Annotated in this window: 39 protein-coding genes; all 39 read left to right on the forward strand. The window is 43.9% G+C overall.

The window, feature by feature from the left end; genetic code table 11:
* Positions 1-2 precede the first annotated feature (2 nt).
* On the forward strand, positions 3-845 hold the full coding sequence (gene rplB / locus U9Q08_00935; protein ID MEA3328297.1) for a 50S ribosomal protein L2: 843 nt from the start codon (positions 3-5) through the stop codon (positions 843-845).
* A 6-nt stretch (positions 846-851) separates the two neighbouring features.
* On the forward strand, positions 852-1,136 hold the full coding sequence (gene rpsS / locus U9Q08_00940) for a 30S ribosomal protein S19 (protein ID MEA3328298.1): 285 nt from the start codon (positions 852-854) through the stop codon (positions 1,134-1,136).
* Positions 1,137-1,241: 105 nt separating this feature from the next.
* Positions 1,242-1,580, forward strand: coding sequence for a 50S ribosomal protein L22 (gene rplV / locus U9Q08_00945; GenBank protein ID MEA3328299.1), 339 nt, complete (start codon positions 1,242-1,244; stop codon positions 1,578-1,580).
* A 108-nt stretch (positions 1,581-1,688) separates the two neighbouring features.
* Positions 1,689-2,381 carry a 30S ribosomal protein S3 gene (rpsC, locus tag U9Q08_00950; GenBank protein MEA3328300.1) on the forward strand — a complete coding sequence of 231 codons (693 nt, stop codon included), beginning with the start codon at positions 1,689-1,691 and terminating at the stop codon, positions 2,379-2,381.
* Entirely contained in the window at positions 2,356-2,763 is a 408-nt protein-coding gene (gene rplP, locus U9Q08_00955; protein ID MEA3328301.1) for a 50S ribosomal protein L16, read from the forward strand. The genes rpsC and rplP overlap by 26 nt, the downstream gene beginning before the upstream one ends.
* Entirely contained in the window at positions 2,760-2,969 is a 210-nt protein-coding gene (gene rpmC, locus U9Q08_00960) for a 50S ribosomal protein L29 (GenBank protein MEA3328302.1), read from the forward strand. The genes rplP and rpmC overlap by 4 nt, the downstream gene beginning before the upstream one ends.
* Positions 2,956-3,231 (forward strand): 30S ribosomal protein S17, encoded by a 276-nt coding sequence (rpsQ, locus tag U9Q08_00965; protein ID MEA3328303.1) that lies wholly within the window; start codon positions 2,956-2,958, stop codon positions 3,229-3,231. Before rpmC ends, rpsQ begins: the two co-directional genes overlap by 14 nt.
* A 51-nt stretch (positions 3,232-3,282) precedes the next feature.
* The gene (gene rplN / locus U9Q08_00970) at positions 3,283-3,651 is read left to right on the forward strand and encodes a 50S ribosomal protein L14 (protein MEA3328304.1); all 369 of its coding nucleotides are present in this window, start codon (positions 3,283-3,285) and stop codon (positions 3,649-3,651) included.
* A 60-nt stretch (positions 3,652-3,711) separates the two neighbouring features.
* Positions 3,712-4,023: a 50S ribosomal protein L24 gene (gene rplX, locus U9Q08_00975; protein ID MEA3328305.1), complete on the forward strand. Its 312-nt coding sequence runs from the start codon at positions 3,712-3,714 to the stop codon at positions 4,021-4,023.
* A gap of 17 nt (positions 4,024-4,040) precedes the next feature.
* The gene (gene rplE, locus U9Q08_00980) at positions 4,041-4,580 is read left to right on the forward strand and encodes a 50S ribosomal protein L5 (protein ID MEA3328306.1); all 540 of its coding nucleotides are present in this window, start codon (positions 4,041-4,043) and stop codon (positions 4,578-4,580) included.
* A gap of 61 nt (positions 4,581-4,641) precedes the next feature.
* Positions 4,642-4,827 carry a type Z 30S ribosomal protein S14 gene (locus tag U9Q08_00985; protein MEA3328307.1) on the forward strand — a complete coding sequence of 62 codons (186 nt, stop codon included), beginning with the start codon at positions 4,642-4,644 and terminating at the stop codon, positions 4,825-4,827.
* A 163-nt stretch (positions 4,828-4,990) separates the two neighbouring features.
* Positions 4,991-5,389, forward strand: a complete 399-nt coding sequence (rpsH, locus tag U9Q08_00990) for a 30S ribosomal protein S8 (GenBank protein ID MEA3328308.1) — start codon at positions 4,991-4,993, stop codon at positions 5,387-5,389.
* Between the two features lie 130 nt (positions 5,390-5,519).
* Entirely contained in the window at positions 5,520-6,056 is a 537-nt protein-coding gene (gene rplF / locus U9Q08_00995; GenBank protein ID MEA3328309.1) for a 50S ribosomal protein L6, read from the forward strand.
* A complete protein-coding gene (gene rplR / locus U9Q08_01000; GenBank protein ID MEA3328310.1) occupies positions 6,056-6,421 on the forward strand; it encodes a 50S ribosomal protein L18 in 366 nt (121 codons plus the stop codon). Before rplF ends, rplR begins: the two co-directional genes overlap by 1 nt.
* 5 nt (positions 6,422-6,426) lie before the next feature.
* A complete protein-coding gene (gene rpsE / locus U9Q08_01005) occupies positions 6,427-6,951 on the forward strand; it encodes a 30S ribosomal protein S5 (protein MEA3328311.1) in 525 nt (174 codons plus the stop codon).
* A complete protein-coding gene (rplO, locus tag U9Q08_01010) occupies positions 6,917-7,342 on the forward strand; it encodes a 50S ribosomal protein L15 (GenBank protein ID MEA3328312.1) in 426 nt (141 codons plus the stop codon). The genes rpsE and rplO overlap by 35 nt, the downstream gene beginning before the upstream one ends.
* A gap of 107 nt (positions 7,343-7,449) precedes the next feature.
* Complete coding sequence (gene secY / locus U9Q08_01015; GenBank protein MEA3328313.1) at positions 7,450-8,781, forward strand: preprotein translocase subunit SecY; 1,332 nt, start codon at positions 7,450-7,452, stop codon at positions 8,779-8,781.
* Positions 8,782-8,906: 125 nt separating this feature from the next.
* Positions 8,907-9,563 (forward strand): adenylate kinase, encoded by a 657-nt coding sequence (locus U9Q08_01020; protein MEA3328314.1) that lies wholly within the window; start codon positions 8,907-8,909, stop codon positions 9,561-9,563.
* On the forward strand, positions 9,550-10,305 hold the full coding sequence (gene map / locus U9Q08_01025) for a type I methionyl aminopeptidase (protein ID MEA3328315.1): 756 nt from the start codon (positions 9,550-9,552) through the stop codon (positions 10,303-10,305). The genes U9Q08_01020 and map overlap by 14 nt, the downstream gene beginning before the upstream one ends.
* A gap of 47 nt (positions 10,306-10,352) precedes the next feature.
* Positions 10,353-10,571 carry a translation initiation factor IF-1 gene (gene infA, locus U9Q08_01030; GenBank protein ID MEA3328316.1) on the forward strand — a complete coding sequence of 73 codons (219 nt, stop codon included), beginning with the start codon at positions 10,353-10,355 and terminating at the stop codon, positions 10,569-10,571.
* The gene (gene rpmJ, locus U9Q08_01035) at positions 10,568-10,681 is read left to right on the forward strand and encodes a 50S ribosomal protein L36 (protein ID MEA3328317.1); all 114 of its coding nucleotides are present in this window, start codon (positions 10,568-10,570) and stop codon (positions 10,679-10,681) included. Before infA ends, rpmJ begins: the two co-directional genes overlap by 4 nt.
* 63 nt (positions 10,682-10,744) lie before the next feature.
* Complete coding sequence (rpsM, locus tag U9Q08_01040; GenBank protein MEA3328318.1) at positions 10,745-11,146, forward strand: 30S ribosomal protein S13; 402 nt, start codon at positions 10,745-10,747, stop codon at positions 11,144-11,146.
* Entirely contained in the window at positions 11,147-11,518 is a 372-nt protein-coding gene (rpsK, locus tag U9Q08_01045) for a 30S ribosomal protein S11 (protein ID MEA3328319.1), read from the forward strand.
* 3 nt (positions 11,519-11,521) lie between these two features.
* On the forward strand, positions 11,522-12,148 hold the full coding sequence (rpsD, locus tag U9Q08_01050; protein ID MEA3328320.1) for a 30S ribosomal protein S4: 627 nt from the start codon (positions 11,522-11,524) through the stop codon (positions 12,146-12,148).
* A 147-nt stretch (positions 12,149-12,295) separates the two neighbouring features.
* Positions 12,296-13,270 carry a DNA-directed RNA polymerase subunit alpha gene (locus U9Q08_01055; GenBank protein ID MEA3328321.1) on the forward strand — a complete coding sequence of 325 codons (975 nt, stop codon included), beginning with the start codon at positions 12,296-12,298 and terminating at the stop codon, positions 13,268-13,270.
* On the forward strand, positions 13,271-13,807 hold the full coding sequence (gene rplQ / locus U9Q08_01060; GenBank protein ID MEA3328322.1) for a 50S ribosomal protein L17: 537 nt from the start codon (positions 13,271-13,273) through the stop codon (positions 13,805-13,807).
* On the forward strand, positions 13,794-14,963 hold the full coding sequence (locus tag U9Q08_01065) for a pyridoxal phosphate-dependent aminotransferase (GenBank protein MEA3328323.1): 1,170 nt from the start codon (positions 13,794-13,796) through the stop codon (positions 14,961-14,963). The genes rplQ and U9Q08_01065 overlap by 14 nt, the downstream gene beginning before the upstream one ends.
* An 81-nt stretch (positions 14,964-15,044) precedes the next feature.
* Positions 15,045-16,304 carry a 3-isopropylmalate dehydratase large subunit gene (locus U9Q08_01070; protein MEA3328324.1) on the forward strand — a complete coding sequence of 420 codons (1,260 nt, stop codon included), beginning with the start codon at positions 15,045-15,047 and terminating at the stop codon, positions 16,302-16,304.
* Between the two features lie 135 nt (positions 16,305-16,439).
* Positions 16,440-16,946 carry a 3-isopropylmalate dehydratase gene (locus tag U9Q08_01075; GenBank protein ID MEA3328325.1) on the forward strand — a complete coding sequence of 169 codons (507 nt, stop codon included), beginning with the start codon at positions 16,440-16,442 and terminating at the stop codon, positions 16,944-16,946.
* Positions 16,936-18,024 (forward strand): isocitrate/isopropylmalate dehydrogenase family protein, encoded by a 1,089-nt coding sequence (locus U9Q08_01080; GenBank protein ID MEA3328326.1) that lies wholly within the window; start codon positions 16,936-16,938, stop codon positions 18,022-18,024. The genes U9Q08_01075 and U9Q08_01080 overlap by 11 nt, the downstream gene beginning before the upstream one ends.
* A 93-nt stretch (positions 18,025-18,117) precedes the next feature.
* Positions 18,118-19,026, forward strand: coding sequence for a thiamine-phosphate kinase (locus U9Q08_01085; GenBank protein ID MEA3328327.1), 909 nt, complete (start codon positions 18,118-18,120; stop codon positions 19,024-19,026).
* Entirely contained in the window at positions 19,027-19,518 is a 492-nt protein-coding gene (gene tsaE, locus U9Q08_01090) for a tRNA (adenosine(37)-N6)-threonylcarbamoyltransferase complex ATPase subunit type 1 TsaE (protein ID MEA3328328.1), read from the forward strand.
* Between the two features lie 79 nt (positions 19,519-19,597).
* Positions 19,598-20,434, forward strand: a complete 837-nt coding sequence (gene rsmA / locus U9Q08_01095; protein MEA3328329.1) for a 16S rRNA (adenine(1518)-N(6)/adenine(1519)-N(6))-dimethyltransferase RsmA — start codon at positions 19,598-19,600, stop codon at positions 20,432-20,434.
* Between the two features lie 48 nt (positions 20,435-20,482).
* The gene (gene gatC / locus U9Q08_01100; protein ID MEA3328330.1) at positions 20,483-20,761 is read left to right on the forward strand and encodes an Asp-tRNA(Asn)/Glu-tRNA(Gln) amidotransferase subunit GatC; all 279 of its coding nucleotides are present in this window, start codon (positions 20,483-20,485) and stop codon (positions 20,759-20,761) included.
* A 58-nt stretch (positions 20,762-20,819) separates the two neighbouring features.
* Entirely contained in the window at positions 20,820-22,250 is a 1,431-nt protein-coding gene (gatA, locus tag U9Q08_01105; protein MEA3328331.1) for an Asp-tRNA(Asn)/Glu-tRNA(Gln) amidotransferase subunit GatA, read from the forward strand.
* 53 nt (positions 22,251-22,303) lie between these two features.
* Positions 22,304-23,728: an Asp-tRNA(Asn)/Glu-tRNA(Gln) amidotransferase subunit GatB gene (gene gatB, locus U9Q08_01110; protein MEA3328332.1), complete on the forward strand. Its 1,425-nt coding sequence runs from the start codon at positions 22,304-22,306 to the stop codon at positions 23,726-23,728.
* Between the two features lie 167 nt (positions 23,729-23,895).
* Positions 23,896-25,110 (forward strand): S41 family peptidase, encoded by a 1,215-nt coding sequence (locus U9Q08_01115; GenBank protein MEA3328333.1) that lies wholly within the window; start codon positions 23,896-23,898, stop codon positions 25,108-25,110.
* 160 nt (positions 25,111-25,270) lie between these two features.
* Positions 25,271-26,377 carry a tRNA (adenosine(37)-N6)-threonylcarbamoyltransferase complex transferase subunit TsaD gene (tsaD, locus tag U9Q08_01120; protein MEA3328334.1) on the forward strand — a complete coding sequence of 369 codons (1,107 nt, stop codon included), beginning with the start codon at positions 25,271-25,273 and terminating at the stop codon, positions 26,375-26,377.
* Position 26,378: 1 nt separating this feature from the next.
* The coding region (locus tag U9Q08_01125; GenBank protein MEA3328335.1) for an MgtC/SapB family protein at positions 26,379-26,807 on the forward strand (429 nt) is incomplete at its 3' end.

Here is a 26,807-nt window from a genome sequence, read left to right on the forward strand (position 1 = left end):
ATATGGCAATCAGGAAATTTAAACCGACAACGCCTACCAGAAGATTTGGGAGTGTATCTACGTTTGAGGATGTCACTTCCAAAAAACCGGAGCGGTCTTTAATCAAAACGCTTAAAAAAATAGACGGAAGAAACGTATATGGCCGTATTACTATCAGGCACAGGGGTGGAGGTCACCGCCGCAAATACAGGATTATTGATTTCAAGAGAGATAAACATGATGTTCCGGCAAAAGTGCTGTCTGTTGAGTATGACCCCAACAGGTCTGCCCGGATAGCTCTGGTTGAGTATAATGACGGTGAAAAAAGATATATAATAGCTTCTTCAGATTTAGAAGTAGGCAGCGAAATAATTTCCAGTGTTGAAGGTGAAATAAAAACAGGCAATTGCCTGCCTCTGCGTAAAATCCCGGCGGGTATGCCAATCTATAATATTGAATTAAAAGCTGGCCAGGGAGGCAAGTTAGTGCGCAGCGCCGGTAATAATGCCTTGATTGCTGCTAAGGAAGGCCAATTTGCCCATATTAAACTACCTTCTGGTGAGATACGGTTGGTTGGGCTTGATTGTTTTGCCACTATCGGCCGGGTTTCAAATATAGATCATAATGCTCTATCCTTTGGCAAGGCCGGTCGAAAACGGTGGTTGGGAGTAAGGCCGGCTACCCGGGGAGTGGCTATGAATCCCGTAGATCATCCTCTTGGCGGCGGTGAAGGAAAAGCCTCCGGCGGCAGACACCCGGTTACACCCTGGGGCAAATCGACCAAAGGCCTTAAAACAAGAAGGAAAAGAAGATATTCCGATAGGTTTATTGTTAAACGCCGGCAAAGGAAAAAGAAAAAGAGGTAATTTAATATGGGACGCTCGTTAAAAAAGGGTCCATACGTTGACCCCAAGCTTCTAATAAAGGTTGATAAAGCAAGAAAGTCGGGTGACCGAAAGGCGATTAAGACCTGGTCCCGGCGTTCTACCATAACCCCGGATTTTATAGGTTTGACCGTATCTGTCCATAATGGGAAAAAGTTTATGCCGGTCTTTATTACCGAAAACATGGTTGGGCATAAGCTGGGTGAGTTTTCGCCGACCAGGATATTCAGAAGGCACGGTTCTGCCACCGAGGTTTCTGTAGCGTTGAAGTAAATAAATTGTTAAATTGTTAAACTGCTAAATCGATAAAGTATTTTTTAAATAACAATTTAGCCATTTAGCAATTTAACAATTTAAATGAGGAGTTGAACGACGACAATGATTTCTAGGGCAATTGCCAAATATATCAGGATTTCTCCCCAGAAGGTAAGGCAGGTAACCCGATTAGTCCAGGGTAAAAATGCCCAGAGGGCTCTGGTTATTTTAGCCGGGGTAAACAAAAAGTCTGCTGGCTGCATTGCCAAGGTTTTAAAGTCGGCAGTTAGTAATGCCAAACAAAAGCCGGAAATAAATGAACAGGATCTGTATATTTCCAAGGTGGTTGCGGATAAAGGCCCGATGCTGAAAAGGTTTCGGCCGCGGGCAATGGGCAGGGCTGCTTCGATTTTAAAAAAAACAGCTCATATAACTGTAGAATTAGACAAAAAACCGAACTAAATTGTTAAATTGCAAGATGAAAAAAATACTCAGAGTTAAAAGTTATCAGTTTAGCAATTTAGCCATTTGACAATTTGACAATTTAAATAAGGAGTTAAACGGAAGATTATGGGTCAAAAAGTACATCCAACAGGGCTGAGGTTAGGATATATTAAAGAGTGGAGTTCATCATGGTTTGCTAAAAGCAGGGATTTTGGCGGGCTTGTTTACAAAGACGTAAAATTAAGGCGTTTTATCAAGGAGAGATTTTCATTCGCCGGCATAGCCAAAGTTGAAATTGAACGTGCCGGTCACAACGTTAAACTTAATATTTATAGCGCTAAACCCGGTGTTATAATCGGCCGTCGCGGCCAGGAGATCGAGCGGCTCAAAGAAGACCTTCAAAAATTTACCGGTCAGGAAATCTATATTAATATAAAAGAAGTAAAATCTCCCCGGCTTAACGCTCAATTAGTTGCCGAGAATGTCGCTTTTCAGCTTAAAAAACGCATTAATTTCCGGCGGGCGATGAAAAAAGCAATAGCTGCTACAGTAGAAGCAGGTGGTTTGGGGATAAAGATTGCCTGTGCCGGGAGGTTAGAGGGGTCGGAAATAGCGCGCTCGGAAGGTTATAAAGAAGGTAAGATTCCCCTGCATACCTTTAGGGCGGATATAGATTATGGTTTTTGCGAAGCCCAGACTACTTATGGTTTGATCGGGGTAAAGGTTTGGGTATACAAGGGAGAAATACTGGATCCAGGCCCCAAAAACAGGTTCAAGAAGGGAAAATCCGATAATGGCACTAATGCCCAAAAGGGTTAAATATCGTAAATCACAGCGGGGACGGAGATCCGGAGTTGCCAGCAAGGGTTCGACAATTGCTTTTGGCGAGTACGGGATAAAAGCGTTAGGTAATGTCTGGTTGACGAACATCCAAATTGAAGCTGCCCGGGTAGCCTTGACTAAACACGTCAAGCGGGAAGGAAAGATATGGGTAAGGGTTTTTCCCGATAAATCAGTGAGCAAGAAACCAGCAGAAACCAGGATGGGTAAAGGAAAAGGTGAGCCCGAGTATTGGGTATGCGTAATTAAGCGGGGCAGGATATTATTTGAAATAGATGGTGTGCCCGAGGAGTTGGCTAGAGGAGCAATGAGGACCTGCGCTCATAAACTGCCCTTACGAACTAAATTTGTCAAAAGATGAAAACAGACGAAATCAGACAGTTAGGTACTGCCGAATTAGAACATAAGTTGGCTGAGTTAAAAGAGGAACTTTTCAAGCTGAGGTTCCAGGCAAAATCAGGCAAGCTTGAAAAGCCCAGCCGGATTAGTGAAGCCAGGCGGATGATAGCCAGGATTTTAACTATTAAGCGCCAGACAGAAAGCGTAAAAGACCATGACAAAAAATAAAAGAGGCCTTCGCAGAGAACAAGTTGGCATAGTAATAAGCGATAAGATGGATAAGACCATTGTTGTGCGGATAGCCAGGTTGAGCAAGCATCCTGTTTACAACAAGGTCATTACCAAGACCAGCAAATTTAAGGTCCACGATCAGGATAACAAAGCCAGGACCGGGGATAAGGTCAAAATTATGGAAACCAGGCCTCTTTCTAAACAGAAAAGATGGAGGTTGGTGGAAGTGGTAAGCACGGAAGAAGCAAGAGGTAAGTAGTGATGAGAGGCATAGTAAGATTGGCGTATAGTTAGCGAGCAGCGAGAAAAAATGATACAGATGCAGAGCATTTTAGATGTGGCTGATAATACTGGCGTGAAAAAAGTTGGCTGTATTGGGGTAATCGGCCGTTCCGGGAAAAGATATGCTTCAATAGGAGATATAATTACCTGTGCGGTCAAGGAAGCTACGCCAACAGCAGTAATAAAAAAGGGCGAAGTGGTAAGGGCTGTGGTGGCCAGGACATGTTTTCCGATTAGGCGCAAAGACGGTTCATATGTAAAGTTTGATTCGAACGCAGTTGTTATTATAGATGCAGATGGCAATCCCAAAGGGACAAGGATATTTGGTTCTATTTCCAGGGAACTGAGAGATAAGAATTTTATGAAAATTATCTCTCTTGCTCCGGAAGTAGTGTGAGATAATATACAGATCCAAATTCATAATGACCAAAATCTTAGATGGCAGGAGAGATAGATAATGAGGCATATTAAGCGGAATGATCTGGTTATGGTCATCAACGGCGAGGAAAAAAAGGGAACCGGTAAGGTTTTAAAAGTTTTTTCTAAGCAGGGCCGGGCGATAGTGGAAGGTTTAAATATAGTAAAAAAGGCCAGCCGGCCTACCAAGATAAATCCCCAGGGCGGTATTGTTAAAAAAGAAGGATCTATCCATTTGTCTAATCTGATGTTATTTTGCCCAAAGTGTAAACAGCCTGCTAAGATCGGTCATAAATTCTTATCCGACGGCGCTAAAGTCAGGACCTGTAAGAAATGCGGGGAGATTATATAATAAAAAGGTGATAAACAATGGTCAGATTATTGGAACTATACAATAACGAGATTATCCCCAAGATGCTGGATAAGTTCGGCTTTAAAAATAAGCTTGCTATTCCCAGGCTGAAAAAGCTGGTTGTCAATATGGGTGTAGGCGAAGGCGCTCAGGATATAAAAATTTTGGAGCAAGCCATGGCCGAATTAGCTATTATTACCGGCCAGAAACCAATAAAAACGCTTGCCAAAAAAGCAGTGGCTGGCTTTAAAATCAGAGCCGGTGTTCCGGTCGGTTGCAAAGTTACGTTAAGGGGCAGGAAGATGTACGAATTCCTGGATCGTTTGATAAATGTTACCTTGCCCCGGGTCAGGGATTTTAGAGGAGTGCCTAAAGGCTCATTTGACAAAAAAGGTAATTACTCTCTAGGAATAAATGAACAAACGATATTTCCTGAGATTGATTATGATAAGGTCCAGAGGACTCAGGGTATGGATATAACAGTGGTTTTTACCGGTGATTCGGATAAACAGAACTTTGAATTGTTGCGGCTGATGGGAATGCCGTTTAGAAAATAAACACAGACCTCTGTTTTCTGACCTCTGATTTTTGTAACCTGTGTATAAGAAGGAATGAAGAATGGCTAAGAAGTCATTGATCGAAAAACAACAACGAAAACCCAAGTTTAAGGTAAGGGCATATAATCGCTGCCGGGTTTGTGGCCGGTCGAGGGGTTATATGCGAAAATTTGGATTGTGCCGGATATGTTTCCGGGAACTTGCATCTAAGGGAGAAATACCGGGAGTAACCAAGGCGAGCTGGTGAAAAACAACATTGCTAAACTGCTAAACTGTTAAACCGGAGATTTGTCTTCTAAGTTTTAAAACGCGAATTTTTCATAACAGCCTGCGTTAAAGCATGTTTTCAGAGATTTTCAATTTAACAGTTTAGCAGTTTAACCATTTAACAATTTAAAAGAGGTAGCTAAATGAGTATTACAGATCCAATAGCGGATGGCTTGACCATAATCAGGAATGCCGGCCGGGCCGGGCACGAAAAAGCCGATATTCCTGCTTCCGGAGTGATGGAAGAGATTGTAAGGATTTTAAAAAAAGAAGGATATATTTCTAATTATAAAAAAATTTCTGATAATAAACAGGGGACATTAAGGACTTATTTAAAATTTACTTCCAGGAATAAACCGATTATCAAAAACATTAAAAGGATTTCAAAACCGGGACTGCGTATTTATGTTAACCGCGGCAAGATACCCACGGTTTTGCAGGGGATGGGAATGAGTATACTTTCAACCTCTAAGGGTGTTTTGACTGGCAAGACTGCCCGAGAAAAGAAAGTTGGCGGAGAAGTACTGTGCTACGTGTGGTAAATTGCTATATTGTTAAACTGTTGAACTGTTAAACTGCTAAACTGTTAAATTGTGACGTGAGAAAATGCTTAGGATCACAAGTTAGCAATTTAGCCATTTGACAATTTAAATTAGGAGTTAAAGACGAAAAATGTCAAGAGTAGGCAAGAATCCGATAAGCATTCCGGAGAAGGTTAAGGTTGAAATATCAGGCGCTCATATAAAAGTTAAGGGGCCGCAGGGCGAATTGTCCCGGGATATAAATCTTCGGATGAAGATAGAGCAGAAGGATAGTCGGATTTTAATTATCAGGTCGTCTGAATCTAAACAGGATTGCTCACTCCATGGCTTGACCAGAAGCTTGATCGCCAATATGATAACCGGCGTAACCGATCAACACTCTAAAGAGCTTGAAATTCACGGCATGGGTTATCGGGCCCAGCTCAAAGGTCATTTACTCAGTCTGTTATTGGGCTATTCGCATCCGATAGATTTTTCTATTCCCGAAGGGATCAAAATAGAAGTGCCCAAGCCCACCAGGATTGTTGTCAAGGGTATTGATAAACAAAAGGTGCATGAAGTAGCTGCCAAGATCCGCCGTTTTTATGAACCAGAACCCTATAAAGGAAAAGGGGTAAGATATGCCGGAGAATATGTCCGGCGTAAACAGGGTAAGGCTGTTGCGTAATGAAAAAGAATAAAAAAGAAATCGCGCTGAAGAAAAGGCACAAGAGGATCAGAAAAAAGATAATCGGGACCGGAATAATTCCCCGGCTTAGCGTGCACAGGAGCCATCTTAATCTCTATGTTCAGCTGGTAGACGATGTTAAAGGCAAGACCATATTTTCGGCTTCTACCAAAAATGAAAAGTTCAGAAAAAAAAGCTCTAAAGGCGGCAACATTGAGGCGGCTAAACTTTTGGGCCGGGTCTTGGCCGGAGAGATAAAATCAAAAGGTATTGATAAAGCCGTGTTTGATCGGGGAGGTTATATTTATCACGGCAGGATAAAAGCCCTGGCTGAATCTCTAAAAGCCAATGGGCTTAAATGTTAAAGACTATGAAAAAAACTATCAAAAGAAAAGAACGGAAAACAGAAGAACAGCTGCCGGAATTGATCGAAAAGGTTATCAACATTAACAGGGTGGCTAAGGTAGTTAAGGGTGGCAGGCGTTTTTCTTTTAATGCGCTGGTGGTTGTAGGCAATGGCCGCGGCCGGGTTAACTATAGCCTGGGAAAAGCTAAAGAGGTCAGTAAGGCCATTAAGAAAGCCAGTGATTATGCCAGAAAAAACATGGTTTCTATCCCGATTAAGGGGACCACTATTCCTCATCAGGTAATAGGACATTTTGGCGCTGCCCGGGTATTGTTAAAGCCTGCTTCTGAAGGTACAGGGGTAATTGCCGGGGGGCCGGTGCGGGCTGTCTGCGAGTGCTGCGGGATAAAAGATATTTTGACTAAATGCATGAGAACGAAAAATGCGATTAACGTAGTCAAGGCAACAATAGAAGGCTTGACCAGCATGACCCTTAACAAACGAGAGGAAAAGGATGTTATCGCAGATACGGAAGAAAAAAAAGCGTAGAGGCCGGGGGATTGGTTCAGGCCATGGCAAGACATCTTGCCGGGGACATAAAGGCCAGAAGGCCCGTTCCGGCGGTGGAGTGCGGCCTGGCTTTGAGGGGGGACAGATGCCTTTGAGCAGAAGGATTCCCAAAAGAGGTTTTTGCTCCCAGTTTAAGAAGCATTATCAGCTGATTAATCTCGATCAACTCGAGGGTCTTGACAAGAACTCAGTGGTTACGCCGGATAGCTTAAAAGAATGCAAGAGTATAAAAAAGATAGATCAGAACATTAAAATTCTGGGTGGGGGCGGACTCTCCAAGCCATTGACTGTAAAGGCTCATGCTTTTTCTAAAAATGCAAAAGAAAAAATAGAAAAAGCCGGAGGGAAAATTATATTGCTAAATTGTTAAATTGCTAAACTGTTAAATTGTAACGTAAGAAAATACTTAGAATTAGAAGTTAGCAATTTAACTATTTAACAGTTTAGCAATTTAAAAGAGGAGTTAAACAACGATAAATGTTAAAAGCGTTAAGTAATGTTTTTAAGATAGCGGATTTAAAAAAGAAAATACTTTTTACATTCGGTTTAATCGCGGTTTATAGAATCGGCGCGTTTATTCCTACTCCGGGTATTGACGGAAGGGCGTTGGCCCAGTTCTTTGATAATATAGCTAAAACTCAAGGCGGGACATTATTCGGCCTGATGAATATGTTTACTGGCGGCGCTATGACCAGGATGACGATTTTTGCCCTGGGAATTATGCCTTATATTTCGGCATCGATTATCCTCCAGCTTTTAACAGTAGTCATTCCCCAATTAGAGAAATTAAGCAAGGAAGGCGAGATTGGCCGGCGCAAATTAACCCAGTATACCCGCTATGGCACGGTCGTACTCTGTATTATCCAATCCTTTTTTATCAGTTTATGGCTTGAGAACTCTGCCCATTTCCAGGGTATCCAAATCGTTCAATTTCCCGGGTGGTCGTTCAGGCTGCTAACCGTCCTTACCCTGACTGCGGGTACGACGTTTATTATGTGGGTCGGCGAGCGGATTACTGAACGGGGTATAGGAAACGGGATTTCATTGATAATTACCGCAGGTATTGTTTCAAGAATGCCGGCTGCGTTTTATCAGCTTTACGTTCTTTTAATCAAGAAACAGGTGGATATCTTGACCGTTGGCTTGATGCTGGTAATGCTATTGGCTGTTATCGTGAGTATAATCCTTATTACCCAGGGCCAGCGCCGGATACCTGTTCAATATGCCCGCAGGATCGTCGGCCGCCGGGTTTACGGAGGGCAAAGCACCTATATACCGCTTCGGGTTAATCAGGCAGGGGTTATCCCGATTATTTTCGCCCAATCGGTTATTCTTTTTCCGGCTACCATTGCCGGGCTCATTCCCGGAAGGGCTGTTCAGACCATAGCTAACTTGCTGGTGCCAGGCAAGGCTTTTTACGAAATCTTTTATGCGATTATGATAATTTTCTTCTGTTACTTTTACACTGCGATCACTTTTAATCCGGTAGACATAGCTGACAATATGAAAAGATACGGTGGCTTTGTGCCGGGGATCAGGCCGGGCAGGCCGACGGCGGTTTATTTTGACCATATAATGACCAGGATCACCTTAAGCGGTGCTGTATTCCTGGCGATTGTCGCAATACTCCCCCATTTTGTTTCGCAGGGGTTTAAGATACCTTATTTGGTAGCCAGCTTTTTTGGCGGGACAGGAGTTTTAATTATCATCGGAGTAATCCTGGATACCATGAAACAGATAGAATCCCAGCTTTTAATGCGGCATTACGAAGGTTTTATGAAAAAAGGAAAGATCAGGGGAAGGCGATAAATTAAATTGCTAAACTGTTAAATTGCTAAACTGTTAAATTAAAAGATAATTTATATAACAGTTTGACCATTTAGCAATATAGCAATTTAGCAATTTAATTAATAAGGAGAAGGCTGTTGAATTTAGTGTTGTTAGGCCCGCCGGGAGCGGGCAAAGGGTCACAAGCCGAGGTTCTTTCTCAAAGGCTCAATATTCCCCATGTTTCTACCGGGGATATACTACGGCAGAATGTTAAGGATGATACATCGATTGGCCGGCGGGCCCGGGAATATATGCAAAAAGGAGAGCTTGTCCCCGACGAAATAGTTATCAAGATGGTAGAGGAATTTATCGGTTCACAATTTCTAAAGAACGGTTTTATTCTGGACGGTTTTCCCCGGACATTAGAGCAGGCTGAGCGCTTAGACAGGCTCCTGACTAAGTTAAATAAAAAGTTAGACTTGGTTATGGATTTTAAAACCACTAACCCGGTGATTATTGAACGTCTCTCCGGAAGAAGAATTTGTGAAAACTGCGCTGCAAATTATCATATTAAAAATATCCCTCCTAAGGTAGAAGGCATTTGCGATAAGTGCGGAGGGAAATTATATCAGCGCAGTGATGATAAACCCGAAACAGTTCTCAGAAGAATAAACTTATATTATAAAGATGCCGCTCCGTTGATTGAGTACTATCGTGAAAAAGGAATATTAGAGAGTGTTTGCGGAGATTTAGGAATAGAGGCTCTTTATAAAGTCATAATCGATACCTTTTTAAAAAATCTACTCTATGATCCCAATTAAATCGGCAAGAGAAATCGAATTGATCAAAAATGCGTCCGGAATACTCTTTAAAGTAGCCAGGAAGTTAACTGAATATGTCAAGCCGGGCACGAGGACTGAAGATATTGATCAAATAGCCGGAGAGTTGATTATCGAAAATTCGGCCAAACCAGCGTTTTTCGGTTACCGGGGTTTTCCGGGTAATATTTGTGTTTCCTTAAATGATGAACTGGTGCACGGGATTCCCGGGCCCCGCAGATTAAAAGACGGGGATATAATCAGCATAGATATCGGTGTTGAGCTTGAAGGATATTTTAGCGATGGAGCTGTTACTTTGCCGGTGGGCAGGATATCCGAAGAAGCCAAAAAACTGCTTGAAGCTACCAGGAATGCTCTTAAGATAGGTATCGAGCAAGCCAGACCCGGGAATAGATTGTCGAATTTATCTTGCGCTATTCAGAAATTTATAGAGGCCAGCGGATTTTCAATAGTTCGTGATTTTGTCGGCCATGGTATTGGTTCTGAACTGCACGAAGAACCGGCGATACCGAATTTTGGCCAGCCAAATCAGGGCCCGATGTTAGAGCCGGGCATGGTATTGGCCATTGAACCAATGGCGACCCAGGGCGGCTGGAAAATTAAGGTGCTGGGTGATCACTGGACAGCTGTAACTTGTGATGGGCTGCTTTCAGCCCACTTTGAAGATACCGTAGCGGTCACTAAAAATGGGCCGGAAGCATTAATTGGAATGTCAACACTGTGATATTGGAAGCTCCTTAACTATAAATCAGCTTCGAAAGTTACGAAAAAATGGCAAAAGAAGAGCATATAGAGGTAGAAGGCACGGTGGTCGAGACATTACCCAATGCCATGTTCAGGGTGGAATTGGAAAACGGCCACAAGATACTGGCTTATATCTCCGGGAAAATGAGGATGTACTATATAAGGATTCTTGCCGGAGATAAGGTCAAAGTAGAACTTTCTCCTTACGATCTTAGCAGAGGAAGGATTACCTACAGGGCAAAATGAAAGTACGATCTTCGGTTAAAATAATGTGCGCCAAGTGCAAGATTATCAGGCGGAAAGGAGTAGTAAGAGTAATCTGCTCCAATCCGAAACATAAACAGAGACAGAAATAAATTGCTAAACTGTTATAGCAATTTAGCAATTTAGCCATTTAGCAATATTATTAAGGAGGTAGGATGCCAAGGATTGTCGGGGTTGATTTGCCAAAAGATAAAAGAATAGAAATAGCCCTTACTTATATTTACGGAATAAACAGGTCTTTATCTAATAGATTGTTGAAAACTGCCGGAATAGATCTTGAGAGAAGAGCAAGGGATTTGACTGACGAAGAGGTCTCCCGGCTCTCGGCTGTTATCCGGAAGGGATGCAAGGTAGAGGGAGATTTAAAAAGGGAAATTTCTCAGAACATTAAGAGGCTGATTGACATCGGCACTTATCGGGGTCTGCGCCACCGCAAAGGCCTTCCGGCAAGGGGCCAGAGGACGCATACAAATGCCCGGGGAAGAAAAGGGCCGAAGAGAACCGTAGGTGTAAGGCGAATTAAAACAGCGCCAACGAAGGGGGAAAAGAAAAAATAAATGGCTAAGGAAAAAAAGATCAAATCAGTAGTTAAAGGAATCGCCCATATTCAGGCAACATTTAACAATACCATAATTACCATTACCGGTATTGGCGGAGCAACTATATCATGGTCTTCAAGCGGAGCAATTGGGTTTAAAGGTTCGAAAAAATCCACTCCTTTTGCAGCGCAGATGGCCAGTAAAAATGCCGCTAAAAAGGCGATGGAGCACGGAATGAAAGAAGTCGAGGTCTATGTTAAGGGGCCGGGTTCTGGACGCGAGTCGTCCATCAGGGCCTTACAGGCCGCAGGGCTTTCAATAAGCATTATTAAAGACGTTACCCCGATTCCCCATAATGGCTGCCGTCCGCCAAAACGCAGGAGGGTTTAACCGATGGCACGAAGATTAGGTCCGGTTTGCAGGCTTTGCCGGAGAGAAGGAGCAAAGTTATTCTTAAAAGGCACTAGATGCCAGACTGATAAATGTGCGTTTGACCGAAGAGGCCATCGTCCCGGACAACATGGTAAAGCGCGGATGAAACTGTCTAATTACGGCTTGCAGCTCAGAGAAAAACAAAAGGTAAAGAAGATATACGGACTTTTAGAGAAACAGTTCAGGCTTTTCTTCAAAAGGGCTGAAGCGTCTAAAGGCGTTACCGGCCAGAAGCTTCTTGAGCTTTTAGAGCGAAGGCTTGATAACGTAATATTCCGGTTATGTTTCGGCACGTCCAGGGCCCAGGCCAGGCAGCTTGTTAAGCATAATCATGTTTATGTAAATTCTAAAAAGGTCAATATTCCTTCCTATATTGTAAAAGAGAAAGATGAAATACGGATCAAGGGATCTGAAAGAAGCTTAAAGCAGGCCAAAGACAGCATAGAGCGGGTGGGTGAACGGCCTGTGCCGGAATGGTTAAAAGCCGATCATCAAGCGTTGACCGCTAAGGTTCTTAGGCCGCCGCGTCGGGAAGAAGCCACTATTGGTATACAGGAAGAGTTAATAGTAGAGCTATATTCGAAATAATAACACAGATGAGCGCGGATAAAGGATAAATCCTAAAAAGGTCATAAGTCATAAGTCATAAAACTTATAACCTATGACCTATGACTTAATCTGATTTATTTAGTTTTTAATAGCTAATAAACATTTGTGTAATCAGGAGGTTTTAACATGGGCGTAAGGTGGAGAAATTTTGAGTTACCAAAGGTATTGGAATGCGATAAGACCAAGTTAACTGCTACTTACGGCAAATTTATAGCTGAACCTTTTGAAAAAGGTTACGGGGTTACGATCGGGAATTCTTTGCGCCGGGTCCTGATTTCTTCTATTGAAGGTACGGCAGTAACCAATGTCAAAATAAATGGCGTACTTCATGAATTTTCGATCATTCCGGGAGTAGTCGAAGACATGACTCAGATTATCTTAAACATAAAAGGGCTTGTCCTGCGTTCTCATTCAAGGACGCCGAAAACTATCAAAATAAATGTGGACAAGAAAGGAGAAATCACGGCCAAGGATATTCAGACAGACGCAACGGTTGAGGTTTTAAATAACGATTTGCACATTGCCACCTTATCGGAAAAGACTAAATTTAACGTAGAAATGGAAGTGGCTAAAGGGAGAGGTTATTTGCCTGCGGAGAGCAATAAAAAAGAAAATCAGCCCATAGGAATTATACCGATAGATTCGATATTTTCTCCGGTAAGAAAAGTAAACTATCATGTTGAAAATACCAGGGTCGGCCGGCTGACGGATTATGAACGGCTGATCTTAGAAGTCTGGACAGATTCCAGCCTTTCTCCTGAAGAGGCTCTTCTTTATGGTTCAAATATCCTGCAAAAACACCTCGAAGTATTTGTTGAATATGGCAAACTTCCAGAAGAAGAAGAAGTTGAGGAAAAAGAAGAAGAAAAAGAGTTTTATGAAGTTTTGCGGAAACCAATATCTGAATTGGAGTTGTCGGTAAGAAGCGCTAATTGTTTGAGAGAAGCCAGGATCAAGACAATCGGGGAGCTTGTCCAGAAGAGCGAATATCAGATGTTAAAATATAGAAACTTTGGCAAAAAATCTTTAGGCGAAATTCTGGAAATTCTTAAAAGAATGGATCTGTCTTTAGGAATAAAGGTAGACAAAGAAAGGTTATAAATGCGGCACAAAAAGAAAAAGAAGAGAATTAAAGCCCACAGGGTTGGGCATAGAAAAGCCATCATCAGAAGCCTTCTGATCAGTTTGTTTACGCACCAGAGGATCAAGATTACTGTAGCCCGGGCCAAGGAGATTAGGCGGTTAGCTGATCGATTAATCAGTTTAGCCAAACAGCCCACAGTGCACAGGCAGCGGCAGGCCATCAAGACGTTACAGGACAGGTCGTTGGTAAAAAAGTTATTTACAGAAATAGGGCCTAAGTTTGAACATCGTCAGGGAGGTTATACGCGGCTGATCCGTATCTCGCCGCGGGCGGGCGATAAAGCTGAAATGGCAATTCTGGAGTTGACTGAATTAATAGCTTCCAAGCCGGCTAAGCTTAAAAAAGAAGAGCAGGTAGATAAAAAACCACTGCTGAAAAAAGAGACAAAGCCGGAAAAAGAAGTAAAGCCGAAAGAAAAAGCAAAGCCGAAGGTAAAAAAACCCGAAGGTTTTTTGCGAGGCTTGAGAAAATATTTTAGGCATGAATCTGGCTAAAAAAATTGCCGGTATTAAGCCGTCCGTAACCTTAGCTGTCACTAGCCAGGCTAAACAGATGGCTGGCCGGGGTATCAGGGTCATAAATTTTGCAGCCGGAGAACCGGATTTCAATACTCCTCTGCATGTCAGAACAGCCGCAATCCAGGCCATTAATAACGGGTTTACCAAATATACTCCTGTTTCCGGCGCAAGAGAGCTTAAAGCAGCCATCTGCGATAAGCTTAGGCGCGATAATGCGTTAAATTATCAGACAGAACAAATTGTCGTTTCCTGCGGGGCTAAACACTCCTTATTTAATATCCTTCAGGTCTTATGTCAAAAAGGCGATCAAGTAATAATTGCCTCTCCTTATTGGGTAAGCTATCCCCAGATGGTTAAGCTGGCCGGCGCCAGGCCGATTATTATTCCGACAAAAATAAATAATCAATTTAAGATGACCGGAAAGCAGTTAGCATCTTCGATTACTTCCCGGACCAGGGCAGTTATCTTAAACAGCCCGGCTAACCCGACCGGCAGTGTTTATAACCGGGAAGAACTTGCAGAAATAGCCAGGGTTGTCCTCAGGCATAATATATATCTGATCAGCGACGAAATTTATGAAAAGATAATCTATGATAAAAAGCGCCATATTTCTATTGCTTCCCTGAACAAGAAAGTTAATAAAATAACCATTGTAGTAAACGGCCTGTCCAAGGCCTATTCGATGACCGGCTGGAGGATAGGATATTTGGCCGGGCCAAAAGAGCTTGCTTCGGCCGTAGCTGTTCTCCAGAGCCATTCTACGTCTAATCCTAATTCAATTGCCCAGAAGGCAGCCCTGACAGCTTTAAACGGCAAGGAAGAGTTTATCGTTAAGATGCAAAAGGAATTTAGCAAAAGACGTAACTATCTTTTAAAAGAAATTCGAAAAATAGATAAAATTTCATTTTCTAAACCCGAAGGCGCGTTTTATTTATTCTGTGATATATCGAAAACAGGCAGAGGTTCGTTAAATTTTAGCCAAAAACTCCTTGAACGGGAAAAAGTGGCTGTGGTGCCCGGCGTTGCTTTTGGAGAAGATAATTACATCCGGCTTAGCTTTGCTACGGGCATGGAAGATATAAAAGAAGGAGTGAATAGGTTGGCGAAGTTCATAAGCCGCATTAGGCCATAGGTCATAGGCCATAAGTAAAAACCCATGACATATGGTTTACCAATTTCTTATGATCTATAACCCATGACGTTTAATTAAAATATGGGACAGACAATAGCCGAGAAGATATTATCCAATCACGCCGGCAGGGAAGTAAGGGCAGGGGATATAGCTGTCTGCGAAGTGGATTTTTGTTTCGGACAGGACGGCACCAGCGGAATTATTATCGATAGTTTTTATCAGATGGGCCTGAAGTCCATACCTGATCCCCGGAAGTTCTGCATGGTCATTGACCATAGCGCGCCCAGCCCTAACCAGGGTGTTTCGGATTTACACCAGAAGATGAGGCGTTTTTCTACTGATACGGCTAGCAAAATTTATGATGTTGGTAATGGCGTTTGTCACGTAGTAATTCCCGAGCGCGGCTTGGTGGTAGCCGGCGATTTGGTAATCGGGGCAGATTCACATACTACTACTTATGGCGCAATCAATGTCCTGGCTGCGGGTGTCGGGTCTACCGATCTTGCCATTAGTCTGGCCAGCGGGAAGAATTGGTTCAGGGTCCCCGAAACAATAAAGATAAAAATAAAAGGGAAATTACCCCGGGGGGTTTATTCCAAGGATGTAATCCTTTCGATAATCGGCGGCCTAAAGGCCGATGGCTGTACCTATGATTCAATTGAATTCTCCGGCAGCACGATCGACCAGCTAAGCTTGGAAGCAAGGTTTACCATAAGCAATATGGCGGTTGAGATGGGCGCAAAATGCGGATTGATGGAGGCAGATGCAAAGACCCTAAAATGGATCGAGAAGCATTCTAAACGAAAGCCCAGGCCGGTTAGCGCAGATCGCGATGCCCGGTATAAAGATATCAGGGAATATGATGTCAGCAAATTAGAACCCCAGGTTTCAAAACCCCATTCCGTTGATAATGTCTGCGGGATCAAAGAACTGGAAGACAAGCGCATCGATCAGGCATTTTTAGGCACATGCACCAATGGCCGGCTGGAAGACTTAGAAATAGCCGCTGGGATTATCAAAGGTAAGAAAATCCAACCCGGGGTAAAATTTATAGTTTGCCCGGCGTCTAAAAATATTATGCTGGAATCAGCAAGAAAAGGACTGCTTTCTTCTTTTATAGAGTCAGGGGCTGTGATTTTGCCCCCTGGCTGTGGGCCCTGTGTCGGAACGCAGGGAGGGGTTCCTGCTGACGGAGAAGCGGTTATTTCAACAGCAAACAGGAATTTTAAAGGAAGAATGGGGAACAGCTCTGCGGAGATATATCTAGCTTCTCCGGCAACTGTTACGGCCAGCGCAATCAAAGGCAAAATAACCGATCCCCGAGAGTATATTGGTAAATAAATAACTAATTTCTAATTGACCTAAATAAATCCCAATGACCAATTAACAATAACAAAATTTGGACATTAGAAATTGGGAATTGATTAGAAATTAGGTCAATTAGGTTAATTAGGCATTATAATAGGAGTTTCTTTAATGTTAAGAGGCGATGCGTTAAAACTTCCCTTTGATGACGACATAAATACCGATTATATAATCTCGGGAAGGTATAAGTTTCATATTCAGGATCCTGTTGAGCTCAGCCGGCATATTTTTGAGGATATTGACAATGATTTTTATAACAGGGTCAAAAAAGGATCTTTTTTGGTGGCAGGAAAAAATTTCGGCATGGGTTCTTCCCGGGAACAAGCGCCCCTGGCCTTGAAGGCGGCCGGTATTTCGGCGATTATCGCCAAAAGCTTTGCCCGGATATTTTACCGCAATTCCTTTAATATAGGCCTGGCGCTGGTTGAGTGCGATACCTCAAACATCGAACAGGGCGATCAGCTGGTGGTTGATTTAGACCAGGGATTGCTTAAAGACATTACAAAAAATATTGAAATTAAAATAAGTGTTTTGCCCCCTACGATGAAAAGACTGCTCGAAGACGGAGGGGCTATCGAGCATTTTAAGAAATACGGAGGGTTTGAATTTGGACCATAAAATTACGTTTATTCCCGGAGACGGTATTGGACCGGAGGTAATGGAGGCAATGAGAAGATGCCTGGACGCTACCGGCGTAAAGATAGAGTGGGAAAAAGTCGAGGCTGGCCAAAAAATGCTTGACCAGGAGAATAACTCCCTTCCTCCGGCAGTGCTTGATTCAATAAAAAGAAATAAGGTCGGGATAAAAGGCCCGATAGTTACCCCGATCGGCAGGGGTTTTCGGTCTGTTAACGTGAAGATGCGGCAGGCCCTGGGATTGTATGCCTGTTTAAGGCCCTGCAAATCTTACCAGGGCGTGAGGTCGAAATATAAAGATATAGACCTGGTTGTGGTCAGAGAGAACACCGAAGATCTCTATGCCGGAATAGAATTTGAGGAAAACAGCTCCCCGGCTTTAGATATCATAAAAAAAATTGAGGGCATTTCTCTTCAAAAGATTGCCGGGGATTCAGCGATTAGCATAAAACCGATTTCCAGATCCGCTTCTGAGCGAATTGTAAGGTTTGCCTTTGAATATGCGCTGGAAAATAAAAGGAAAAAGGTTACCGCGGTTCATAAGGCCAATATTATGAAATATACCGATGGCCTGTTCCTGGAATCAGCAAGGAAAATAGCGCAGAAATATCAAGGCAGAATAGAATTTGAAGACAGGCTGGTTGATAATATGTGTATGCAGTTGATCCAGAAACCCCATCTTTACGACGTGCTGGTTTTGCCCAATCTTTACGGTGATATTATCTCTGATTTATGCGCCGGGCTGTGCGGGGGGCTGGGCCTGGGCCCGGGGGCGAATATCGGCGATGATATCGCTCTGTTTGAACCGATCCACGGGGCAGCGCCTAAATATAAAGGCCGGAATAAAGTCAATCCTGTTGCGATGATATTATCCGGTGTTTTAATGCTCCGCTATATTCAGGAAAAACAGGCAGCTGACAGGCTGGAAAAAGCGGCAGCAGAAGTGATCCGGGAAGGAAAAAGAGTTACCTATGATTTGAAAGACTCCCCCCTTGACCCCTCAGCCGTAGGCACTTCTCAGATGGCTGATGCTATCATCGAAAAACTGCAGCCCCGGTAAGGGCAAGTGAATAGGAAAAAAGTAAGCAGTGGTGTGGGCTATGAGCTATGAGCCCAAAGCCCAAAGCTAAGTGCATAGCATTAGGGGCGTAACGTGAAGTTATTAAAAGATATCGGTGAAGCCGGATTGATCGATAGAATCCGGCGTAAGACAAAAACCAGCAGCCGGGTAATCAAAGGCATCGGCGATGATGCCGCAATAATAAAGTTTAGCAGGGATAAATACTTGGTTTTGACCTGCGATATGCTGGTTGAGGGTGTGCATTTTGATTGCAGCAGGGCCACTCCTTATCAGATAGGGTGGAAGGCAATAGGTGTTTCGATCAGCGATATAGCCAGCATGGGCGCTTTACCGGGCCAGGCCCTGATATCTTTAGGACTGGCACCTGGGTTGAGCGTAAAATTTGTCGACCAAATATATTCCGGATTAAAAAAACTGGCAGGTCTTTTTGCTGTTGACCTGGTGGGCGGAGACATCGTAAAATCGGAAAAACTGGTTATAAATGTAAGTATGACCGGCCTGGTAAATAAAAAAGATGTTCTCTTGCGCAGTACAGCCCGGCCTGGAGACGCTATTTTAGTTACCGGCAGGCTGGGAGGGGTTATTTTTGATAAACACCTTAAGTTTATGCCCCGCTTGAACGAAGCACGGTTTTTAAATAATAATTTTAAAATAAACAGCATGATCGATATATCTGACGGTCTTATTGGGGACCTTGGCCATATTACAAAAGAGAGCAGGCTGGGGGCTGTGATTTACCAGAGGGATATCCCTGTCTGTTCAAACCGGGATTTTAAGCGGGCTATAGAGCATGGAGAAGATTTTGAATTGTTATTTACCATGCCAAAGGCTGAGGCAAGGAAGGCGCTTTCTTCTTTCGGAAAGGCGTTCAGCACCCCGATCAGCATGATCGGAGAGATTGTCAAAAACAAGGGCATTTGTTTAGCCGATAAACACGGCAGAATAAAAAGCATCGGGCCAAAAGGCTGGCAGCATTTTTAGATGAAGGCTATTTTGAGTAAGAGCACCAGCCAGACCAGGGCGTTAGGAAGAGAAATAGGCCGGTATTTAAACAAAGGCGATGTAGTCGGTTTAGTAGGCGAGCTGGGAACAGGCAAGACTGTCTTGGTTCAGGGTATGGCTTCGGGCTTGGGAGTAGGAATTAAAAATTATGTCCGGAGCCCTTCGTTTATTTTGTTAAATATCTATCAGGGTAGGCTGCCGCTCTATCATTTTGATTTGTACAGGCTGGATAGCCCTGACGATCTGGAAGAAATAAATTATACCGAATACGTTTATGGAGATGGAATAACCGCAATAGAATGGGCCGAGAGCTTAAAGGGCGCCCTGCCAGCCGAACATCTAAAAATAGAGCTGTTTCATCACAGCCAACAGGCCAGGATTATCAAACTAATCCCCAGGGGCAGCCGCTACAAAAAGCTAGTTAACAAACTAGAATTAGACACAGATGGACACAGAAAAGGTAAGCAGTAATGTGAACTTTGGGCTATGAGCTTTGGGCTATGAGCTAAAAAGCGCACAGCGCACAGCTCATAGCTGATCTGTATATAAAATGAATATTAAACCGATATTGCGCAAGTATGATTTCAGGCCGAGAAAGAGATGGGGGCAGAATTTTCTAATTAACGATAAGGTCAGGGATAAGATGATCGGGTTTGCCGGGATAAAGCCGGCAGATTCAGTGCTGGAGATCGGGCCTGGCCTGGGAATGCTGACCGAAAAGATAGCCCGGCAGGCAAAAGAGGTTATTGCGGTTGAAAAAGACAAAAAACTTTGCCGGATTCTGAAGGACCTTCTTGGCAATTATTCAAACCTGCGGATCATTTGTAATGATATATTAAAGATTGACCTGTTCAGTCTGGTCAGGGGCAATAAAAAGTTGAAAGTGATCGGCAGTCTTCCCTACTATATTACCAGTCCGATTATTTTTCGTTTGCTTAATGCGGGAAAAATTATTGATGTTGTGTTGATTACTGTCCAGAAAGAGGTAGGCCGGCGTTTACTGGCCGGACCGGATACAAAAGATTACGCAAGCATATCCCTGAACATAAGATATTACAGCGAGCCGTCGCTGCAAAGCGTAATAAAAAAAGATGCCTTTTTCCCCCGGCCAAAGGTAGACAGTAGTATCATCAGGCTTAAGATGCTTAAGCAGCCGGCGGTACGAGTGAATGATGAGCAGGAGTTCTTTAGGCTGGTCAGGGCTTCTTTTAACAAAAGGAGGAAAACAATCTTGAACTCTCTGGCCGGTTCAAAATGTTTTAATTTAACTAAGCAGGAATGGTCGGACGTCTTTAAAAAATCCCGGCTGGACCCCTTAAGGCGTGCCGAGAGCCTGAAGCTGGAGGAATTCGCCGGGCTTTTTAATAACCTGAAGGCAGGTATTTGACTTTTAAATAAGGCTGTGTTATTTTGGTTTTTAACCGGGGGTGTTATCTTGAGTACCATAGACATTAATTATGCGGCAAAGCTGGCCAGGATCGGGTTGACCGATTCGGAAAAGGGGCGTTTTGCCAAAGACCTTTCCACTATCTTAGACTACATTAACAAGTTAAATCAGTTAGATACCGGGCAAGTCCCGTCCACCAGCCATGTAATCAAACTTCAGAATGTATTCAGAGAAGACAAGGTTTTGGATTCTTTGACAACAGATCAGGCCTTGGATAATGCACCGATGAAAGACGGAACATCTTTTAAGGTGCCGAGAGTGCTTTGAGCTTTAAGCTCATAGCCCAAAGCTCATAGCTCATAGAGGGAATTAAAGGTCACGGACAATGGGATTGAATGAATTAACCGCCCACGAAATGCTGGCTAAAATAAAGAAAAAAGAAATATGTTCCCATGAAGTGGTTAAAGATATCTTTAAGCAGATCGAATGCTTTGAAAAAGATATAAATGCCTATGTCTTTCTGGATAAACAGGCATCGCTTAACCAGGCAAAGGCCAGACCCGCCGGCATTCCGGTTGCTGTCAAAGATAATATTTGCACCAAAGGCAAGCCGACCACTTGCGGTTCAAAGATATTAAGCGGGTTCAGGCCGCCGTACAATGCCGGCGTTATTCAAAAACTTGAGGCTTCAAAGGCTGTTTTTATCGGAAAGACCAATATGGATGAATTTGCCTTTGGCTCCTCTACCGAGACCTCCTGTTTTGGCCCGACCCGTAATCCCTGGAATTTAAAAACTATTCCCGGCGGATCAAGCGGAGGTTCGGCAGCTGCTGTCAGCGCTGATCAGGCCATCTTGGCAATCGGTTCAGATACCGGCGGCTCGATCAGACAGCCTGCTGCAATGTGCGGAGTGGTAGGCTTAAAGCCTACCTATGGCCGCGTTTCCCGTTTTGGCCTGATTGCTTTTGCCTCTAGCCTTGACCAGATCGGTGTGATTACAAAAGACGTAGAGGATGCTGCCTTGCTTTTAAATATGATCGCCGGACATGATCCTTGTGATTCCACATCTGTTGATTTAGCTGTTCCCGATTATACTCAGGTGCTCCGGGCCGGTGTTAAAGGATTAAAGATAGGCATACCTAAAGAATACTTTGGCCGGGGCATTGACCGGGAGGTGGAAGATTCAGTGCGCAACGCGATTAAAAAGTTATCTGATTTAGGGGCTGAATGCCGGGAGGTAAGCCTGCCCCACACTGAATTTGCGGTCAGCGTATATTACATCCTGGCGCCTGCCGAGGCCTCATCGAATCTTGCCCGATACGACGGCATCCAGTATGGTTATCGGGCAAAAGAAGAAAACCTGCTTGATACCTATTTCGATACCAGAAAACAAGGGTTTGGCCGGGAGGTCAAACGGAGGGTGATATTAGGGACTTATGCCTTAAGCAGCGGGTATTACGAGGCATATTATATTAAGGCCCAGAAGGTTCGCACCCTGCTCAAGAAAGATTTTGACAAGGTTTTTTCCCGCTATGATTTGATTTTAACCCCTACCTCTCCGACGCCTGCGTTCAATATCGGAGAAAAAATCAATGACCCTCTCAAGATGTATCTTTCAGACATACTTACTATTCCGGTTAATCTGGCTGGACTGCCGGCGGTATCGATTCCCTGCGGTTTTACTGCTTCAGGATTGCCGATCGGTCTTCAGATTATAGCTAAACCATTTAACGAAGAAGCTATTTTTAAATGCGCTTACGCGTTTGAGCAGAACACTGGCTATCACCTGAAAAAACCGGAAATAGAACACAAGTGAGCTTTGAGCTCAAAGCTCAAAGCTCAAAGCTCAAAAGGAGTTGAAAGCAACCAGTGAAGTACGAAGCGAATATCGGCTTAGAGGTGCATGTTCAGCTTTCCACGAAAAGCAAGATATTTTGCGGATGCAGCACCCGGTTTGGAGCCCGGCCCAATAGCCAGACCTGTCCGGTTTGCCTGGGACTGCCCGGGTCTTTGCCTGTTTTAAATAAAGAAGTGCTTAACAGGGCTGTTAAAGTTGCCTTGGCTTTAAACTGCAAGATAGCCGGTAAGCTTAAGTTTGACCGCAAAAATTATTTTTATCCGGATCTGCCTAAAAACTATCAGATTTCCCAATTTGGCGAACCCCTTTCTTATCAGGGTTATCTGGAAGTCGCCGGCAGACGGATAGGAATTGTCAGGGTTCATTTGGAAGAGGACGCCGGCAAGCTCGTGCATCCGGAATTATCCGTTAAGACGAGCCTGGTTGATTTTAATCGCGCAGGTATACCTTTACTGGAAATCGTAAGCACTCCTGAGATATCTTCTCCAGAGGAGGCTTACCGGTATCTTTCATTGTTAAAATCAATTTTAGGTTATTTAGAGATAAGCGATTGCAATATGGAGAAAGGCAGTCTTCGCTGTGATGCCAATGTCTCGATCAGGCCTCAGGGCACGGCCTCTTTAGGCGCGAAGGTAGAAATAAAGAATATGAATTCATTCAAAGGGGTTAAAGACGCGCTAAGTTATGAACTTTCCCGCCAGGAGAAAATGCTTGCTGGAGGAGAAAGGATAATTCAGGAAACCAGGTTATGGGATGCGGCAGAAGGCGTTACCAAATCTATGCGCAGTAAAGAAGAAGCCCATGATTACCGTTATTTTCCCGAGCCGGATCTGGTGCCGTTTGTAATTGAACCGGCTGAGATTGAAGCGATAAAAGACCAGCTTCCCGAACTTCCCGGAAGCAAAAAAGAACGCTTTAAAAAAGATTATTTTCTTTCCGATTATGACGCCGGGGTATTGATTTCCAGTAAGGATTTAGCGGATTATTTTGAGGAATGCGTTAAATCGTATAACAATCCCAAGCAGATCAGCAACTGGATTACCGGTGAGGTGCTGGCCCAATTGAATTTGAGACACGTGAGGATAAAAGAACTTGGCCTTTTAGCTTCCCATTTAGCCGAATTGATCAAGATGGTGGATTCCGAAGAGATTAATATTAAGATGGCTAAGCAGATATTGCCGGAATTAATCGAAAAGAAGTCCTCTCCCGCTGAAATAGTAAAAAACAGGGGTTTGGTCCAGGTCTCGAGCAAGGATCAGTTGGCCGGGATAATAGATAAAGCAATAGAAGATAACCCGGGATCGGTTAAAGATTACCAGGGTGGCAAAGTCAGGGCCCTGGAATTTTTAGTAGGCCGGGTAATGAGGCAGACAAAGGGGATGGCCAATCCCCGGATGGTAAACGAGATATTAAAAGAGCGGCTTAAAAATAGCTAAACTGATAAATAGCTAAATTGCTAAACTGTTAAACTGATAAATTGCTAGATATACTGCTAAATTGCTAAACCAGTATAGCAATTTAGCAATTTAACCATTTAACAATTTAGCCATTTAGCCATTTAACAATATAACCATTTAACAATTTATCTATAATGGAGGCAATAATGATTAGAAAAAAAATAGTTATTTACGTAGCGGTATTTGCTTTTGTCATGAATCTTGCCTGGCCGGTAATGGCTGCAGAGAAAGAAACATCGATTTACGACCAACTGCCGATTTTTGCCGATGCCATAAGCATAATCCAAACCGATTATGTAGAAGAGGTAGGTGCCCGGGACATAATCTACGGTGCGCTTCAAGGCATGCTTTCTTCCCTTGATAAACACAGCCAATTCCTGAACCCGGATACTTACAGAGAAATGAAAGTTGAAACCAAGGGTGAATTCGGGGGATTAGGTATTGTTATTACTATCAGGGACAGCCTGTTGACTATTATTTCTCCGATCGAGGATACGCCGGCTTATAAGGCCGGGGTGGAATCCGGGGATAAAATCATCAAGATCAATAATGAATCGACAAAGGACATTACCCTGATGGAAGCGGTTAAAAAAATGAGGGGAAAGCCGGGGACAGATTGCACCCTGACTATCTTAAGAGAGCCTGAACAGAAATTATTAGAGTTCCCGATTACCAGGGCTGTAATAAAGATAAAAAGCGTAAAAGATGTTAGGCTGGTCGAGGGGCGGACAGGTTATATTAAACTTATTGAATTTCAAGAAAAGACCCCCCGGGATTTGGAGCAGGCCCTGGATAATTTAGAAAAACAAGGCATGGACAGGTTAATTTTGGATTTAAGAAATAATCCCGGCGGGCTTTTGGATGTGGCGGTCAAGGTAGCGGATAAATTTATCTCTAGCGGCAAGCCGATTGTTTCTACCCGCGGCCGGAGGGACAGCCAGAATATGAAATTCAGAGCCAGCGCCAGGTTTACTCACCCCGGTTATCCCTTGATTGTTCTGGTAAATAAAGGTAGTGCCAGTGGTTCTGAAATTGTGGCTGGCGCAATCCAGGATCATAAGCGGGGCGTGCTGTTGGGGGAGAAAACATTTGGCAAGGGTTCGGTTCAGACAGTAATTCCGTTAAGCGACGGCTCGGCTTTGAGGTTAACTACTGCAAAATATTTTACTCCCAGTGGAATTTGTATTCACGATATCGGTATTACTCCCGATGTAGTCGTAGAGCCAGAATCTCGGGAAGAGGACGAAGAAGAACCGACCGTGGAGCAAGTAGCTGAGGAAATATCCGGGCTTACTGAGCCTAAAGACCCGGCTGATGATCGACAGTTGTCGCAAGCGATCGAACTGATTAAAAACATGTGATGCTGGAAGCTCGTTTAACGTTGTCGATGCTGGTGTCGAAACTGGAAGCTGGAAACTGGAAGCTGGATAATTTAGGATTAAACCCCGAGCTTCCAGCTTCCAAGACGAGCATCGATACGAGCATCGACAACCATAAACCAGTTTTGAAAGTTACGAAAAAATGTTAGTGCTGGGCATAGATACCTCCTGCGACGAAACAGCTGTTTCCATAGTAGAAAACAGCAGAAAGGTTCTTTCCAGCGTTGTCTTTTCCAGCCTTAAACTGCATAAAAAATTTGGCGGGGTTGTTCCGGAGATAGCATCCCGGGCTCACCTGGAAAAAGTGATTTATGTCATTCATCAGGCCCTGGAGCAGGCCGAAGCCGGGCTTGAAGACATCGGTTTAATCGCGGTTACCTATGGCCCTGGTCTGGTCGGCAGCCTGCTGGTGGGGATTTCTGTTGCTAAAAGTTTTTCCCTCAGCCATAAGTTACAGCTTGTCGGGATTAATCATTTAGAAGCCCATTTAGAGGCCAATTTTATCGGCAAGAGAATTCCCCGCTCCCCGTTTATCGGCTTGGTGGTTTCCGGAGGCCATACCAGTTTGGTTTATAACAGGAAGGGAAGGTATCAGCTTTTGGGCCGGACTCGCGATGACGCTGCCGGAGAGGCATTTGATAAAGTGGCCAGGATATTAGGCCTGGGTTATCCCGGAGGGCCGGTCATTGAGCGTCTCTCAAGGAAAGGCGATCCGCAAAAGATAAAATTTCCCCGCTGTTTTTTAAAAAAGGATTCTCTGGATTTTAGTTTTAGCGGAATAAAAACATCTGTGTTATACTACGTAAGAGATCATGTTGATCGTAGCGCATTGTGTGTTGTGCGTCGTGCGTCAGGAAAAATAAAGCGGGATTTTGAAGAAAAGCGGAATTTTAAAACATTAGAACGCACGACGCACGACGCACAGCGCACAGCGCAGATAGCGGATATCGCTGCCGGTTTTCAAGAGGCAGTGGTAGATACCCTGACCGCTAAAGCAATTTCTGCCTGCAAAACGAAAAGGGTTGATAAGATGGCGGTCGGCGGGGGCGTGGCAGCTAATCTTAGATTCAGAAAAAAACTGACTGCTGAAGCAGATAAATCAGGCATAAAAATCTGTTGGCCGGAGAAGGAATTTTGCACGGATAATGCGGCGATGGTGGCCAGCTTAGGATACAGGCAATATAAAAAAGGAAAAAGGTTTGATTTGAGCCTAACAGCAATGCCAAGCCTGGAATTTGGAGGGGGATAAAATGTTGACGGATGGTCAGATTATGCTGCGGTTGGTTATAGCGGCTGTCTTAAGCGGATTGGTGGGATTTGAGCGGGAGATACATGGCCGGGCCGCTGGTTTTAGGACGCATATCCTGGTTTGCGTGGGTGCCGCGCTTATTACGATGGTTTCTATATATATCGCCGAGATTTATCAGGGAATAGCTCAGGTAGATCCGGCCAGGATTGCCGCCCAGATAGTTACCGGGGTCGGGTTCCTGGGCGCCGGCACGATTTTGAGATTCAAGGCGTCAGTCAGGGGTTTAACCACAGCCGCCAGTCTCTGGACAGTAGCCGGCATAGGCCTGGCCCTGGGGTGTGGTTTTTATCAGGGGGCAATGGGTACTACGGCAATAGTCCTGATTACCTTATTATTCTTTGGCCGGATGGAACGAAAAATACTAAAAAAG

This window comes from Candidatus Omnitrophota bacterium (assembly GCA_034717435.1).
Lineage (GTDB): Bacteria > Omnitrophota > JAUWXU01 > JAUWXU01 > JAUWXU01 > JAYELI01.